Annotated in this window: 10 protein-coding genes; 1 reads left to right on the forward strand and 9 read right to left on the reverse strand. The window is 49.8% G+C overall.

Annotated elements, in window-relative coordinates; genetic code table 11:
* The 4 genes from BLU47_RS05735 to hflX are packed head-to-tail and all read right to left on the reverse strand — an operon-like array spanning position 1 to position 7,711.
* Positions 1 to 1,650 (reverse strand): fumarate hydratase, encoded by a 1,650-nt coding sequence (locus BLU47_RS05735; protein WP_091959699.1) that lies wholly within the window; start codon positions 1,648 to 1,650, stop codon positions 1 to 3.
* Between the two features lie 22 nt (positions 1,651 to 1,672).
* Positions 1,673 to 4,576 (reverse strand): M16 family metallopeptidase, encoded by a 2,904-nt coding sequence (locus tag BLU47_RS05740; protein ID WP_091959701.1) that lies wholly within the window; start codon positions 4,574 to 4,576, stop codon positions 1,673 to 1,675.
* Positions 4,566 to 6,419 carry a DUF4954 family protein gene (locus BLU47_RS05745; RefSeq protein WP_091959704.1) on the reverse strand — a complete coding sequence of 618 codons (1,854 nt, stop codon included), beginning with the start codon at positions 6,417 to 6,419 and terminating at the stop codon, positions 4,566 to 4,568. The genes BLU47_RS05740 and BLU47_RS05745 overlap by 11 nt, the downstream gene beginning before the upstream one ends.
* Positions 6,420 to 6,439: 20 nt before the next feature.
* Positions 6,440 to 7,711 (reverse strand): GTPase HflX, encoded by a 1,272-nt coding sequence (hflX, locus tag BLU47_RS05750; RefSeq protein ID WP_091959707.1) that lies wholly within the window; start codon positions 7,709 to 7,711, stop codon positions 6,440 to 6,442.
* A gap of 117 nt (positions 7,712 to 7,828) precedes the next feature.
* Between hflX and nagB the strand changes: the two genes are divergently transcribed.
* Positions 7,829 to 8,620, forward strand: a complete 792-nt coding sequence (gene nagB / locus BLU47_RS05755) for a glucosamine-6-phosphate deaminase (protein ID WP_091959710.1) — start codon at positions 7,829 to 7,831, stop codon at positions 8,618 to 8,620.
* A gap of 13 nt (positions 8,621 to 8,633) precedes the next feature.
* Here the strand turns inward: nagB and dnaA are convergent, their stop codons facing one another.
* From dnaA to BLU47_RS05780, 5 genes are all read right to left on the reverse strand, one after another.
* On the reverse strand, positions 8,634 to 10,046 hold the full coding sequence (gene dnaA, locus BLU47_RS05760; RefSeq protein ID WP_091959714.1) for a chromosomal replication initiator protein DnaA: 1,413 nt from the start codon (positions 10,044 to 10,046) through the stop codon (positions 8,634 to 8,636).
* Positions 10,047 to 10,422: 376 nt separating this feature from the next.
* Positions 10,423 to 11,325 carry an MlaD family protein gene (locus BLU47_RS05765; RefSeq protein ID WP_091959718.1) on the reverse strand — a complete coding sequence of 301 codons (903 nt, stop codon included), beginning with the start codon at positions 11,323 to 11,325 and terminating at the stop codon, positions 10,423 to 10,425.
* Positions 11,326 to 11,334: 9 nt separating this feature from the next.
* Entirely contained in the window at positions 11,335 to 12,633 is a 1,299-nt protein-coding gene (locus tag BLU47_RS05770; protein ID WP_091959721.1) for an N-acetylmuramoyl-L-alanine amidase, read from the reverse strand.
* Between the two features lie 42 nt (positions 12,634 to 12,675).
* A complete protein-coding gene (gene folB, locus BLU47_RS05775; protein ID WP_091959724.1) occupies positions 12,676 to 13,059 on the reverse strand; it encodes a dihydroneopterin aldolase in 384 nt (127 codons plus the stop codon).
* Complete coding sequence (locus BLU47_RS05780) at positions 13,050 to 15,635, reverse strand: adenosylcobalamin-dependent ribonucleoside-diphosphate reductase (RefSeq protein ID WP_091959727.1); 2,586 nt, start codon at positions 15,633 to 15,635, stop codon at positions 13,050 to 13,052. The genes folB and BLU47_RS05780 overlap by 10 nt, the downstream gene beginning before the upstream one ends.
* Between the last annotated feature and the right edge of the window lie 74 nt (positions 15,636 to 15,709).

Genomic DNA, 15,709 nt, shown 5'->3' on the forward strand with positions numbered 1-15,709 from the left:
TCACTTCGAATTCGGGCACCAGGGCTTCAACTGCTTAAAGAAGTCATTGCCCTTGTCGTCTACCAGGATAAAGGCGGGGAAGTCCTCGACTTCTATCTTCCACACAGCTTCCATACCGAGTTCGGGATACTCCACGCACTCGATGCTCTTGATACTGCTCTGAGAGAGGACTGCAGCCACACCTCCAATGGTTCCGAGATAGAAACCGCCGTGCTTCTTACAAGCCTCAGTGACCACATCCGAACGGTTGCCCTTGGCAATCATCACAAGACTGGCACCATTAGCCTGGAACTCATCAACATAGGGGTCCATACGATTGGCTGTAGTCGGGCCCATCGAGCCACAAGGATAGCCCTCGGGAGTCTTGGCAGGACCAGCATACAACACAGGATACTTCTTGAAATAGTCAGGCATACCCTCACCGGCATCCAAACGGGCCTTTAGCTTAGCGTGAGCGATGTCACGAGCCACTATAATAGTACCTTTCAGGTTTACACGGGTAGAAACAGGATACTTGGAGAGTTCCTTGCGAACAGCATCGATACCTTCGTTGAGGTCAATCTCGATGCCCTTCGTACCCTCACCTGGTCTGCGCAGTTCCTCAGGAATCAGCTCCGTGGGGTTGCTATCCATCTTCTCCAACCAAATACCATCAGCGTTAATCTTTGCCTTGATATTTCTATCAGCCGAACAGCTGACACCCATACCGATAGGACAAGAGGCACCATGACGAGGCAGACGGATAACACGGATGTCATGAGCCAGATACTTACCACCAAACTGAGCACCCAAGCCAATCTTGTGTGCTTCCTTCAGCAACTTCTCCTCTAGGTCAATATCACGGAAGGCACGACCAGTCTCGTCTCCTGTAGTGGGCAGGTTATCGTAGAACTTGATGCTGGCCAACTTAACAGTCAGCAGGTTCTTCTCAGCTGACGTACCACCAATCACAAAGGCAATATGGTAAGGAGGACATGCTGCCGTACCCAGTGACTTCATCTTCTCAACGAGGAAAGGAATCAGCGTACCCTCGTTCTGAATGGTAGCCTTCGTCATCGGGTAGAAGTAGGTCTTATTTGCCGAGCCACCTCCCTTGGCAACCATTACAAACTTATACTCTGCACCCTCAGTAGCCTCGATGTCTATCTGCGCAGGTAGGTTACAACGAGTGTTCACCTCGTCATACATATTCAGAGGGGCATTCTGCGAGTAGCGCAGATTGTCCTGTGTGAAAGTATTGAAGACACCCAGCGAGAGAGCCTCTTCATCCTCGAAACCAGTCCACACTTGCTGTCCCTTCTCACCATGAATGATGGCGGTACCCGTATCCTGACAGAAAGGCAGGATGCCTTTAGCAGCCACCTCGGCATTGCGCAGGAACTGCAGGGCTACATATTTATCGTTCTCGCTAGCCTCTGGGTCAGTGAGGATTTTTGCAACTTGCTCGTTATGTTCACGACGCAGCATAAACTCTACATCGTGGAAAGCCTGCTGAGCCAGGAGAGTAAGTGCTTCCTTAGATACTTTAACAATCTGCTTGCCTTCAAACTCGGCAGTGGTTACGCCTTCCTTTGTCAGCAGGCGATACTCGGTTGTGTCCTTGCCCACCTGAAACATGGGGGCATACTTGAATTCTGGTGTTTTTGCCATAGTTGTATTTGCTTGTTAGTTATTAATATCCGAAAATATCTTCCAATGTCAAGCGACGGATAGGACCAATCTTCTCGAGTGACTTCATGTCGAGTTCCTTCTCGTCACCCAAAATGAGATAACGGTAAGGCTTGCGCGCCATGTTGCTCTGCTCGAAATTGATGATGTCCTTAAGGGTCATCTTCTGCATATCACGATACATTTTCTCGTTGAGGTCGTAGTCCAAACCTAACTTCTTCATCATGAGGTAGCTGTAGATGACGTTCATCTTGGTGATACGCTGAGAAGCCAGTTGCTTAATCACGGCATCCTTGGCAATCTGGAAGGCGGCTTCTGACTGCGGGATGGTATCCAGTATCTGGTGGAATTGACGCACGCAATCCATCATCTTGTCATTTTGGGTGATGATATGGGTGAAGAAGCTCTCCTTCTCGCCCTTCTTGGAGATGCGTCCGTAGTTGGCACCTGCATTGTAAGCCAAACCACGAGCCTCGCGAAGCTCCTGGAATACAATACCGTTCATACCTCCTCCGAAATACTCGTTGAAGAGTGTAATAGTAGCAGTCTCATCAGGATTGAAGTCGCGTCCCTCGTTGTGGTACATACGCATATAGATATTTTTGGCATCATAAGGAGCCATCCATATTTCATTCTGTGGGGTGAGCTGCTTGGTAAAAGGTTGTCCATGAGGAACAACAGCCAACTGCTTTGGTGTCTTATGGCTCTTGCTCAACTCGGCAGCAAGTTCCTTTTGACTCAGCGGACCGTAATACAGCACGGTGTGCTGCAACTGACAGAGACCACCTAACAGATTAAGCAACTGCTGAGGATTTGCTTGACGTAATTCGTCAGCAGTCATATCAGCACGACGCATATTGTGAGGACCATAGACGCCATAGCTGAACAGGTAGTCGAAACAGGTACGCTGGTCCTTCTTGGCATCATCGCGGTTTTTGAGTGTCAGTGCTACAAACTGATCGTATGAAGCCTTGTCGCCCTGTGCGTTATGCAGCACATTCTCCAACAGTTCCAGGGCTGCAGGCATGTTCTCGCTGAGTCCAGAGAGAGATATGTTCAGGTTATCGCTATTGACGCTGATGTTATAGTTGCAGGCCAGCTTATAGAACTGCTGCTTGATATCGGTAGCCGACAACTTCTTGGTACCTACGTACTCAAGATAGTTGGAGGCGATATCGTAACGGTTGTCATCCTCATGCCCGAAGTCGAAACGGAACACAAGATTGAACAGCTGGTTGTCGGTATTCTGCTTATACAGGAGGGGTAAGCCCTTCTTAACCTCGCCAACAGTGATGTCACGTTGGAAATCGAGGAACTGTGGCTGGATAGGCTCCACCTTGGCATTCTGGATATCCATCACGAAACGGCTTACTTGGTCACGATTGGTGGGAATTGGCGTGATGGCAGGCTTGTCAATCTTCTTCTGAAGGGTGTCAACACCTTGCTTCTTGAAGACAGTGGCATAACCATCGGTAAAGAAGCGGCGGGCGAAGTCGACAATCTGTTGCTTTGTCATGCGGGCAATACGCTCCGTCTGACCGACATGATGCTGCCAACTCTCACCATTGATAAAGGCGTTCATCTGCTGGCGGACGCGCCACGTGTTGTTGTCAAGGGCTCGCTGTTCGCTCAGTTTGCGGTTATTGATGACAGAGGGCAACAAGTCATCAGAGAAGCGGCCCTGCTTCAGATTCTCAAGTTCTGCCAGCATCAGCGAGCGTACCTCCTCCAATGACTGACCTGGCTTGGGCATTCCGATGAGTAGGAATGACGAATAGTCTTGTTGAGTCTGTGTGCCAGCCTGAGCCACCTGTACCTTCATCTGTTGGTTCAGGTTGAGGTCAAAGATACCTGCACGTCCATTGCTCAGCATGTCACCAATAACGTCAAGGGTGTCACACTGCAAGTCTGAGGCTTTCTTAGCCAGCCATCCCATCCACACTTGGTCAGCCTGCTGTCCGATAATAGTGGTGTCCGATGGAGCCGTGAGTTTGCGCTGGGCTGGGAAGACGGGCTGAGAGACGTCAGCAGCAGGCTTCCACTTTCCGAAATAGCGGTCAATGATGGCTACCACCTTGTCAGGATCAAAATCACCAGCCATGCAGATGGCCACGTTGTTGGGTACATACCACTTCTTAAAGTAGTTCTTAATATTCGTAATCGATGGGTTCTTCAGGTGGGCCTGAGTACCAATCGTGGTCTGCGTGCCATAGGGGTGTGTCGGGGTAAGTTTTTTGCCTAACGCACTCCATATCTTGTCACCATCATCTGTCAGGTACATGTTATACTCCTCATACACAGCCTCCAACTCGGTGTGGAAACCACGAATCACCATATGCTGGAAGCGGTCTGCCTGTATCTTAGCCCAGTTCTCTACCTCATTAGAGGGGATATCCTCGGTGTAGCATGTCACATCGTTAGAAGTGAAAGCATTGGTTCCCTGAGCACCGATAGCTGCCATCAGCTTATCATACTCATTGGGAATGAAATACTGGGCTGCAACCTGTGAGACAGAGTCAATCTCATGATAGGCCTTTTTGCGAGCAGCCGGATCCGTGAGCTTACGATAAGCCTCATAGCGCTGTTCTATTTGGTCGAGCAGAGGAGCCTCAGCAGTAGGGTTGTTGGTACCAAACTGCTTGGTGCCTTTGAACATCAGATGTTCCAAGTAGTGAGCAAGACCAGTAGTCTCAGCAGGGTCGTTCTTCGAACCAGTGCGAACGGCAATGTAGGTCTGGATGCGGGGTTTCTCTGGATTTACGGAGAGGTATATTTTCAGACCATTGTCCAACGTGTAGATGCGAGTCTTCGTCAGATCGCCATTCACTGTAGTGTACTTAAAATCTTTTGCCTGAACGGACATTCCCAATGCCATCAGACAGGCTGCAACCAAAAATTTAGTCTTCATAATCTGTTTCGTGGTCTAATTTTGAAATAAAGTCATCAAATACATCCTGCTCGACATCTCCCATCTCGAATTCCTTCTGGGCATCCTTGCGGATTTCAGCAATCCATGCACGACGGGCTCGGACATAGTCCTCACGGATGCGCTGCATGGCGGCATCATTCAACTCTTCAAGGCCATAGTAATCAAGAATCAGCTTGTAGGTCCACACCCATTGATACTCACGATAGTGGTCGTTAATATCATTGAAACGATCTAACACATCCTGGATGCTCTCAATGGTTCCGTTCTTGATATCGTCAATTAGGCGTTGCTCTTCGCTGGCAGGCAGCAACAGACCAGAGAGGTCGTTCCACTTGCCCTCGCCTGTCGTTGATGTCGGCTTGCCAAGAAAACCACCTTTAGCTGCGCGTTTCAGCACGGCCCCCATATAGATACGCAGGGCAATATCGTAATACTTGATACCCTTGGTCAGCGACGAAGCGTTGATAATGTATTCTTGGAAGTTATAGCTTGAAACGTTCTTTCCTCCAGCCTGGCGTAAAGACTCAAGGATATGCTTACCCTCTACAATTTCACCGACGGTAAAGGGAGAAAGCCAGTCGAAGTTTATAACACTCTTGCGACATGAACTGGCTCGTTTATCGCGCTTGGGCCATTTCTTGATATCGCGGTAGAGTCCCACCGTAGTGATATTACGGCCTGGCACGATATACATGGTCTCACCATAAGCCAACAGGTAGGCAAATGGCAGGCAACGCATGTCTGGATGGTTCATCAGTTTGCCGAAGCAGACAGAGAAAGCGCCAATCTTGGCAGGCATCAGCACATAGGCTCCTGAAGCAGTCTTGGAACCGCGTTCCAGTGTTCCATAGTGCATGGGCCCCATCTTGTAGGCGTGGTTGGAGAAATTGGTGTTAGAGCCGGCATTATAGAAAGAGAACTCACCACCGATGAGCAGGCTTGACTTATGGTGAGAAGCCGAGAATGGGCCGCAGAAAGCTGCACAGGCCTCACCGTTGGCCATATAGGAGTTGGCAAAGAACACACTGGCCTCTGCGGTAAAACCGTTGGTAATCTGGCAGGCCTCACCCACAAAGCAGTCCTGCATCTTCACTGAGTTGGTGATGCTGCAACCATTCGAGATAATAGAGTTTTCGCAGATAACACCTGTTCCAATATATACCGAGGCATCCTTCGAGCTCAGGATGGTACAATCAGAGAGCCTTGCCGCACCATTAATCTCGCAGTCGTCCTTCACAACGGTATTGGTAATCTCCTTGGAATTGATAATTTTCACACCATTGCCAATTGTGCCACGCTCTGGCTGGGTGAAGCGGATTTCTTCGTTGACAAGTCGCAGGAGGGTATCTTTCAACTGTTTGTCACTAAAGTGCTTGACCATGAATGCAGCCAACTGGGAATTCAGGTCATGGAACAGGACAACATTGCCATCGCCCATCTCGTTGAGCACGCTAACCAGATGACCTTCGCCAAAAGTGGCACCCTCGGTAGTCTCCATTGTGGAAACATTGGAGATATAGCAGTCATCACCAATAGTATAGTTATTGATGAAATTGCCAATCTTCTCTATCAAACAGTCGTCGCCCACCGTAACATTACGCAAGGTTGCATCGTTGATGCCCGAATGTTTGGTAAAGCCCTTGGTGACCTCTACCTGTTTCTCGAATTTGCCCAGACGAATATCACCATAGAATATCACGCGGTGGAAACCATAGGGCGAGAAAGCCTCATCCACCATTACTCTTGTCCAGTCCTCTGCCCAACAGCTGTTGTTCTCAAGGACGTTAATCTCATCTTGTGTCAGTTGTCTGTAATTTCTCATAAATAAGTATCTTGCAATGGTTATTCTTCTACTGTATACAAAAAGTCATTGTAGGGATATTTCTGAACGTGCAGCTCGCGGACTTTCTGATAAAGCACCTCGCGCAACTCTTCAATGTTCTGCTTCTCACGGGCAGAGATGAAAAGGCAGTCACCTTGCATCTTAGCCATCCACGTCTTCTTCAACTCCTCCAGTGAGATGTTCTCACGGGTGGGTGCTGTCAGGTCGTCCTCATCCTGCGGAGTCCAGGTATAGGCATCTATCTTGTTAAAGACCAACATAGAAGGCTTGTCTGAACAGCCTAGGTCAGAGAGTGTCTTCTCTACAACATTGATCTGTTCTTCGAAATCGGGATGAGAAATGTCAACAACGTGGACAAGCAGGTCGGCCTCGCGCACCTCATCAAGTGTTGACTTGAACGAGTCAACCAGATCGGTAGGCAGTTTACGGATAAATCCGACGGTATCAGCCAACAGGAAGGGCAGATTGTCAATGACCATCTTGCGTACGGTGGTATCAAGGGTAGCAAACAGCTTATTCTCTGCGAAGACCTCACTTTTTGACAACAGGTTCATCATCGTAGACTTGCCCACATTGGTATAGCCCACCAAGGCCACACGGATTAAGCGGCCACGGTTCTTACGCTGAGTGGTTTTCTGCTGATCAATCTCCTGAAGACGCTGTTTGAGCAGTGTGATACGATGCAGGATGATTCTTCGGTCCATCTCTAACTGAGTCTCACCAGGACCACGAAGGCCTACTGAACCTTTGCCGCCTCCGGAACCCGAACCGCCGCCCTGGCGCTCCAAGTGAGTCCATAAGCGTTGTAGGCGGGGTAGCATATAACGATATTGAGCTAGTTCGACCTGCGTCTTGGCCTCTGCTGTCTGGGCACGCATGGCAAAGATATCCAGGATGAGCGACGTGCGGTCCAGTATCTTCACTTTCAGTTCCGCCTCAATATTACGTATCTGCTTGGCTGACAGTTCGTCATCGAAAATAACCATACCCACAGGCTGTGTCTCGCCTGTAGGATCGTCATCAGCAGCCTCTTCCTGCATCTTGATGTATTGTCTGATTTCTTCCAGCTTACCCTTTCCCACATAGGTCACCTGACTAGGTCCTTGCACCCTTTGTGTAAAGCGTTTCACGGTGACGGCACCCGCCGTATCAGCCAGAAACTCCAGTTCATCCAGATATTCTTTTGTCTTGGCCTCATCCTGCTGTTGCGTAATCAGTCCGACAAGCACAGCCGTTTCCGCCTTGACCTCAGATATAACAAATTCCTTCATACATATTATATAATACGGATGCAAAGGTACAAAAAAAAATTCTGTTATGCATTCATCTTTCACAATTATTTTATAACTTTGCAGCCGGAAACAGTACAACTTTTTAAACAATTACTTATGAGAGTTATTATCGAATCAGATTATCAGAAAATGTCGCAATGGGCTGCTGAGCACGTCATTGAGCGTATCAATGCCTTTAAGCCCACAGCAGAGAAACCTTTTGTTCTGGGTTTGCCTACCGGCAGTTCACCCGAGGGAATGTATGCCTGTCTCGTCAAAGCCAACAAGGAAGGCCGTGTATCATTCAAGAATGTGCTGACGTTCAACATGGACGAGTATGTTGGACTGCCCGAGTCACATCCCGAGTCATATCACTCTTTCATGGCTCGCAACCTGTTCGACCATATTGACTGTCCCAAGGAGAATATCCATATCCTAAACGGCAACGCCAAGGATTTGGAGGCTGAGTGTGCCCACTACGAGGAGATGATTCAGGAGGCTGGCGGCATCGACCTGTTCATCGGAGGTATCGGTCCCGACGGACATATCGCCTTCAACGAGCCTTTCTCAAGCCTTGCTTCCAAGACACGTGTCAAGACACTGACATCGGACACCATCATCGCTAATTCACGCTTCTTCGACAACGACGTCAACAAAGTGCCCAAGCTGGCATTGACCGTAGGTGTGGGCACCGTAATGGCTGCCCGTGAGGTGATGATTCTCTGCAACGGACACCATAAGGCTCGCGCTTTGCAGGCTGCCATCGAAGGCCCCGTCTGCCAGGCATGGACCATCTCAGCCCTGCAGACCCATCAGCACGGCATCATCGTTTGCGACGAACCTGCCACAGACGAGTTGAAGGTCGCCACTTACAAATACTTCAAGGATATAGAAAAAGACAACCTTTAACGGTTGTCTTTTTTTACTTCTTATCTCTCAGTTTAAAGGAATTCTCTATACTGCTCACTTCGGAACTGAATGCCTTGTCTATCTTCAAGCGCTGCTCAATAGCCGAGCAACTGTGAATGACTGTAGAATGATCTCGTCCACCAATCAGTTGACCAATGCGTGAAGCAGGCATCTTGGTGTATTTCTGGGCGAGATACATCGAAATCTGGCGTACCAACACATAGTCACGTTTACGTGAGCGACTGAATATTGATTGCTGGCTGACACCATAATGGTTGCACACCTTGTCCAGAATATCATCAATGGTCAGCGGCTTGTTGTCTATCTTCACCGCGCGCTTGATGATTCGTTCAGCAAGCCGCATATCTATATTGGAATTATAGACAACACTATAGGCAAGAAGCGAATTGATAACACCCTCCAAGTCACGGACGCTACCATTGGCAGTCTCAGCAATAAACTGGATAACATCCTCAGGAATCTTCAGTCCATCACGACGACACTTTGCATCCAAGATATCCTTGCACAGCTGTACGTTAGGTTTCTCCAACTCGGCAATCAGACCGCAGGAGAAACGCGTCAGCATACGATCCTGCAACCACTTCAAATCCACTGGAGGACGGTCTGAAGCCAGAATGATCTGCTTTCCCAACCTAAACAAATGGTCGAAGATATGGAAGAAGGTAGCCACCGTCTTCTCTGCCGTTGCCCATTCCTGCACATCGTCAATAATGAGCACATCAATAGTCTGGTAGAAATTGATAAAATCGTTAACCGTATTCTGACGGCTGGCATCTGTAAACTGCACTTGGAACAGGCGTGCAGAAACATAGAGCACACGCTTGTGTTGGTACATCTCCTTACAACGGACACCAATCGCATTAATCAGATGAGTCTTTCCACAACCCGACGGACCAAAGACGAAGAAGGGGTTAAACGTTGACTTACCAGGATGCTCGGCAATAGACAGTCCCACAGTACGAGGCAACTTATTGGAGTCACCCTCGATGTAGTTACGGAAGGTCTTATGAATATCCAGCTGGGGATTCAAATCCTGAGGGGCAGCATCCAGCACCGTAGGAGCCTTGTTACCCCTGTTGGTAGCCGGAGCAGGTTCAATGGCTACGGGAGCCTCTGCCTCGACATCCTGTGAAAGGCCATTCGTCTTATCAGTAACAATGCGATAGGTCAGTTGGATTTGCTGACCGAAGCAACGTGTCAGCACTTTGCTCAACAGTCCCACATAGTACTGCTCCAAATATTCGTACACGTACATACTCGGTACCTGTACGAGCAAAGTCTGGCTGTCTTCGTCGTATTTCTCGAAGACGATTGGCGCGAACCAGGCCTTATATTGTTGCTCTGTGACGATTTCCCTTATCAGTGAAAGGCAGTTGTCCCAAAGCGCCTTTGGATTTTTTCCCATGCGGCGATACTACTTTATTTATTATTAAAGACGAAAATTGGTCTTACGTTTATTGTTTTCGAATGCAAAGTTCGGTATTTTTTTTGAAATGAACAAATGTGTCTTTTTTGTAGGCAAAGATACCACAATCCGTAACTTGTTAGTTTTAGGGATTTTATGCCTTTCAGACTATTTGCGCCACCTACTATCCTCTTGCAAAATTCCATACACTTGATTTGCAACAACTTAGCACAGAAATGCACATACTTCTATGCATGTGCACTCTGAAAATCCACCACGACTTGAAAGATACAAATATCAAGCAGTTGCAAGAAAATTGTAGAAACCATTTGATACGCCACTCTTATTTATACAAAATAAAAATAAGGCGCTTTTTTTAGTTATCTTTTCTTCCAAAAATGGAGAAGTGCACATACCTTTTGGGGTGTTCTTTCAAATCTATCAGCAGGGAGTCGGCAGAAGCCGCTGTGGAACTCAGGTTATGATAAAGCGTAGCATCACGCATCAGCAGTCCCAGTGTACCTTCGTTGCTGTTCAACCTCTGCGTCATCTGCTCCACATTGGCCAGGGTCTTATTCACCTTTTCAGTCATTTCTGCAATATCAATGGCAGCCAGGTTACCTGTCAACTGCTGGGTGTTGTCCAATACACCGTTTGTTTTCTGCATCATGGCAGGCATTTCCCTGTTCAGTGAAGCCGACAGGGTTTTCAGTTCCGCACTGGTTGCATTAAGATTGCCAGTCATCCCCTCCACGTTGTGCAAAGTGTTACGCAAGGCGGGATCAGCCAACAATGTGTTCAGACTAGCCATGATTGAATCGAGCTTAGGCAGCATGCGTTCTATGGCAGGCACCATGTCGCCCACCTTGTTCATCAGTCCCTGTTCCGTCATTCCGCTGATGGTGTCGCCCTTACTCAACATATGGATGGGGTCGTCAGACAACACTAAATTGATCTTGATGTTACCTAACAGGTCACTGGCCAGTTCAGCATGAGAGCCTTGCGGCACCCGCATGTTGTTGTCCAGTCCCAGTTCAGCGATAATCTTACCCTGAGGGTTATAGTCATAGCTAAGCGATTTGACGACGCCAACGCGATAGCCATTGGCGTATACCGGTGACGAGGAAGACAATCCGCTAACATCGTCGAAAGCGACATAGTACGACGAATCGCTGGAAAAGACATTCAGTCCTTTCAGGAACTGCAGTCCGTAAAACAATACGACGATGCCCACCAGGGCTATCAATGCTATTTTTACCTCCTTCGTAAAGAATTTCATATCTTGACTCTATTTATGGTTATTCCTATTCTTGAACTCTCTAATGGCTTCCTGTATATTCATCTTCTGCCCATTCTTGAAAGCGATGACAAAAGCCTCCGGGAACTGCTCCGATAGCGATTTGCGCAGTTGGTTAATCTCGTTATAGTTCTCTGATGCGCCCACCGTGTACTTAAAGAGTCCGCCTTCCTCGTAGTAATCTGCCTCCTGATGGCCTTTCAGACGACGGTCTGTGGCCTTCAGGCGCATACCGCTCGTCAGAATCTGCAACTTAAAGACAGGAGCCTCCGCACGAGGAGAGGTCTGTGGCGCGCTGACGGGCTGGGCTGCTGGGGTTTGCTGAGCCTCGGGAACAGGCTGCGAGACGGGGGTAGACGGTGCCTCAGGAGCAGGCTGTTCTACAGTTTCGGGTTGCTTGACCGGTTCGGGTTGTTTTACCGGTTCAGGTCGTTTGGCGGGTTCGGTTTGCTTGACCGTCTCGGGCACAACCGTCGGGATGGTGATATCCTGACGAGGTTCAGCCTTGTAGGGGACACTAATGTTCTTGTCATACTGGGCACGATAGTCCATAAATGCCTGATAGATTCCGCGACCTAACTGGTCGACGCCAGCAGTGGAATGCAAAAAACGCTCCTCATCGGGTGTTGAGATAAAGCCAAGCTCAATCAGACAGCTGGGCATCGATGTTTCGCGGAGCACCAGGAACCCCGCCTGCTTCACCCCTTTATTCTGACGACCGGCAGCGGCACACGTACGACGCTGGACATATTTGGCCAGGTCCACACTCTGCGCCATATTGCGGTCTTGCATGAATTCAAACATGATGTAGCTCTCAGAGGAGCGCGGGTCGAAGCCTTGATAGCGTTGCTTATAGTCGGTCTCTATCAGGATGACCGAGTTCTCGCGCTTGGCCACATCCAGGTTGTCAGCAGCACGATGCATACCCAGCGTGTAGGTCTCCAGACCTCTGGAGATGCGTCCCTTGGGCAACGCATTGGTATGGATGGAGATGAAAAGGTCGGCCTTGTTGCGGTTGGCAATATCTGCACGGGTATGCAAGGGCACGAACACATCCGTCTTGCGGGTATAGATGACGCGCACATCGGGACAGTTGCGCTCCACCAGTCTGCCAAAGGCAAGTGCCACATTCAGGTTGATGTGCTTCTCTTTGGTGATTGTGCCGATTGCTCCTGCGTCCGTGCCGCCGTGCCCGGCATCAATAACCAGTGTGAATTTCTTGTTTGCAGCCGATGCTACAGCCACAAACAAACACGTTATCCATATCAGCGCTACTAACCTATTCTTCATTGTGGGTGCAAAAATAATGATTTTCCCTCAGAAACACAGCACTTATACCTTAGTTTTATCATTTATTAAGTGTAACTCCACACTGGCTCCTGCACAATCCGCCCCCATCGGGGGATTCAGTTTCGTCAGTGTCACGTCGACGCCAGTCACTTGCGGGAAAGTGTCCATCACAGCCTTCCCGATACGTCCGGCAACGTGTTCCAGCAGTTGCGAGGGTATCTCCATCTGCTGTTTCACGACCTCGTAGAGTGTGGCATAGTTCAGCGTATCGGCAACGTCATCGCTCTCCGCGGGAAGGCTCAGATCCACCCCCACGCGTAAGGACACGGTGAAGTCTGCTCCCACCTTCCTCTCCTGGGGCATCACCCCATGAAAGGCATGGAAGCGGACTTCCCGCAGTATGATATAAGACTGGCTTATCCGCATCGTGACGATCCGCAGTTCTTACAAATCAGACAACCTTCCTGGTACACCAGACTTTCCGATCCGCAGTTAGGACACTTCTGTCCCTTGGCCTCGGTACCATCCACGATATATTTCTTCAAGGCACGCTCCACGCCGACCTTCCAGGTGTTAATGCTCTCAGATTTCAGCTGAAGACTGGAAACCAGTTTGATGACATGGTCGATAGGCATACGGTAGCGAAGCACGCCGCTAATCAGCTTGGCATAGTTCCAGTACTCCGGATTGAATTTCTCGCTCAGTCCTTCGACGGTGGTCTTATAGCCACGCTTGTTCTCAAACTGGAAGTCATATCGCTTCGTGCCGTCCTCGTTTATCTGCTTGATAATCTTTCCCTTCGTCACCGTCTTGGGCAACACGATACCTTCCTCGTCGTCCTGCAGACCGGTGAAGATTTCATAGGGATAGCCGTCCAACAGACCTACGAAGGCTACCCATTTATCCTTGTTGTTCTGGAAACGGACCACGTCGCACTCCAGTTCCTTCGGGCGAATCTCCGTCACCTCCGGATGCTTGCAGGGGGCATCCACCTTCTGCTCCATGTTATTGTCCTTCGTGGTGTCCTCTTCCTTGTCTTTCTTGTCTTTCTTCTCCACGCTGACCATCACCCCCGCACGACTTCCGTCACGATAGATGGTACAGCCCTTGCATCCTGAGCGCCATGCCTCCACATAAAGGCGGTTGACCAGTGCTTCGTCCACATCGTTGGGCAAGTTGACGGTGACGCTGATGGAGTGGTCTACCCATTTCTGGATAGCACCCTGCATGCGCACCTTCATCAGCCAGTCTACGTCATTGGCAGTTGCCTTGTTGTAGGGCGACTGGCTCACCAGTTCGTCAATCTCTTCCTGGGTGTATCGCTTCGTGGTGTCCATACCGTTGGCCTTCATCCACTCCATGAACTTCGGATGATATACGATATACTCTTCGAAGGAGTCGCCTACCTCGTCGACGAAGTCAACATGCACGTCGGTATCGTTGGGATTGACCTTGCGACGGCGCTTGTAGACGGGCAGGAAGACGGGTTCGATACCACTCGTGGTCTGCGTCATCAGACTCGTCGTACCCGTGGGGGCTATCGTCAGACAGGCAATGTTGCGTCGACCGTATTTCACCATGTCGGCATACAAGGTCTCGTCGGCCTGTTTGATGCGCTGGATGAACGGGTTGTTCTCCTCGCGCTGGGCATCGTAAACGGCAAAGGCACCGCGCTCACGCGCCATCTCCACGCTGGAGCGGTAGGCATTCAGCGCCAGTGTCTTGTGCACCTCCACGCTGAAGTCGGTAGCCTCCTGCGTGCCATAGCGCAGTCCCATGGCGGCAATCATGTCACCCTCGGCAGTGATGCCTACACCCGTGCGGCGTCCCATGCCACTCTTTTTCTTGATCTTTTCCCAGAGGTGCATCTCGGCACCCTTGACCTCCATCGACTGCGGGTCGCTTTCTATCTTCTGCATGATCAGGTCTATCTTCTCCAGTTCCAGGTCGACGATGTCGTCCATCAGTCGCTGGGCCTTCTGCACATGCTTCTTGAACAGCTCGTAGTCGAAATAGGCGTCCTTCTGGAAGGCGTTCTTCACATAGGAATAGAGGTTGATGCTCAGCAGTCGGCAGGAGTCGTAGGGACAGAGGGGAATCTCACCGCAAGGATTGGTGCTGACGGTGCGGAATCCCAGGTCGGCATAGCAGTCAGGAATACTCTCGCGAAGGATGGTGTCCCAGAACAGCACGCCAGGCTCGGCACTTTTCCAGGCGTTGTGCACGATTTTCTCCCAGAGAGCCTTGGCGGAGATTTCCTTCTTCACCTGAGGATGGTCGCCCACAATGGGGAATTGCTGCACATAGGTCTTGTCCTCCGTAGCACAGCGCATGAACTCGTCGTCTATCTTCACGCTGACATTGGCACCGGTCACCTTGCCCTCCGTCATCTTGGCGTCGATAAACGCCTCAGCTTCGGGATGCTTAATGCTCACGCTGAGCATGAGCGCACCGCGTCGGCCGTCCTGTGCCACCTCGCGCGTACTATTACTATATCGCTCCATGAAGGGCACAAGTCCCGTAGAGGTCAGTGCCGAGTTGTTCACCGGCTGTCCCTTCGGACGGATATGGCTCAGGTCGTGCCCCACTCCACCGCGACGCTTCATCAGCTGCACCTGCTCCTCGTCTATGCGCAGCACGGCGCCGTAGCTGTCGGCATCGCCGTCCAGTCCGATGACGAAGCAATTGGAGAGCGATGCTATCTGGAAATTGTTGCCGATGCCCGTCATCGGACTGCCTGCAGGCACGATATAGCGGAAGTGATCCAGCAGGTCGAAAATCTCCTGTGCCGTCATCGGATTCTTGTATTTCTGTTCTATCCGGGCTATCTCGTTGGCGATGCGCCAGTGCATCTGTTCGGGCGACTTCTCGTAGATATTGCCATAGGAGTCTTTCATGGCATATTTGTTCACCCACACACGGGCAGCCAGTTCGTCACCCTTAAAATAAGCCAAAGAGGCCTCGAAAGCCTCATCATACGTGTATTTTTGTTTTGTTTCCATATTTCAGTTAGTACCTTTAATGTGTGCAAAGGTACAAAGAAGATTTCTATTTCGGGCAACTTTCACGCACATTT

The organism is Prevotella sp. tc2-28 (assembly GCF_900107705.1).
Taxonomy (GTDB): Bacteria; Bacteroidota; Bacteroidia; order Bacteroidales; family Bacteroidaceae; genus Prevotella.

What these genes read in the sequence shown, in the direction of transcription:
- BLU47_RS05735 (WP_091959699.1), bottom strand. Translation starts at nt 1,650, where the DNA reads ATGGCAAAAACACCAGAATTCAAGTATGCCCCCATGTTTCAGGTGGGC.
- BLU47_RS05740 (WP_091959701.1), bottom strand. Translation starts at nt 4,576, where the DNA reads ATGAAGACTAAATTTTTGGTTGCAGCCTGTCTGATGGCATTGGGAATG.
- BLU47_RS05745 (WP_091959704.1), bottom strand. Translation starts at nt 6,419, where the DNA reads ATGAGAAATTACAGACAACTGACACAAGATGAGATTAACGTCCTTGAG.
- hflX (WP_091959707.1), bottom strand. Translation starts at nt 7,711, where the DNA reads ATGAAGGAATTTGTTATATCTGAGGTCAAGGCGGAAACGGCTGTGCTT.
- nagB (WP_091959710.1), top strand. Translation starts at nt 7,829, where the DNA reads ATGAGAGTTATTATCGAATCAGATTATCAGAAAATGTCGCAATGGGCT.
- dnaA (WP_091959714.1), bottom strand. Translation starts at nt 10,046, where the DNA reads ATGGGAAAAAATCCAAAGGCGCTTTGGGACAACTGCCTTTCACTGATA.
- BLU47_RS05765 (WP_091959718.1), bottom strand. Translation starts at nt 11,325, where the DNA reads ATGAAATTCTTTACGAAGGAGGTAAAAATAGCATTGATAGCCCTGGTG.
- BLU47_RS05770 (WP_091959721.1), bottom strand. Translation starts at nt 12,633, where the DNA reads ATGAAGAATAGGTTAGTAGCGCTGATATGGATAACGTGTTTGTTTGTG.
- folB (WP_091959724.1), bottom strand. Translation starts at nt 13,059, where the DNA reads ATGCGGATAAGCCAGTCTTATATCATACTGCGGGAAGTCCGCTTCCAT.
- BLU47_RS05780 (WP_091959727.1), bottom strand. Translation starts at nt 15,635, where the DNA reads ATGGAAACAAAACAAAAATACACGTATGATGAGGCTTTCGAGGCCTCT.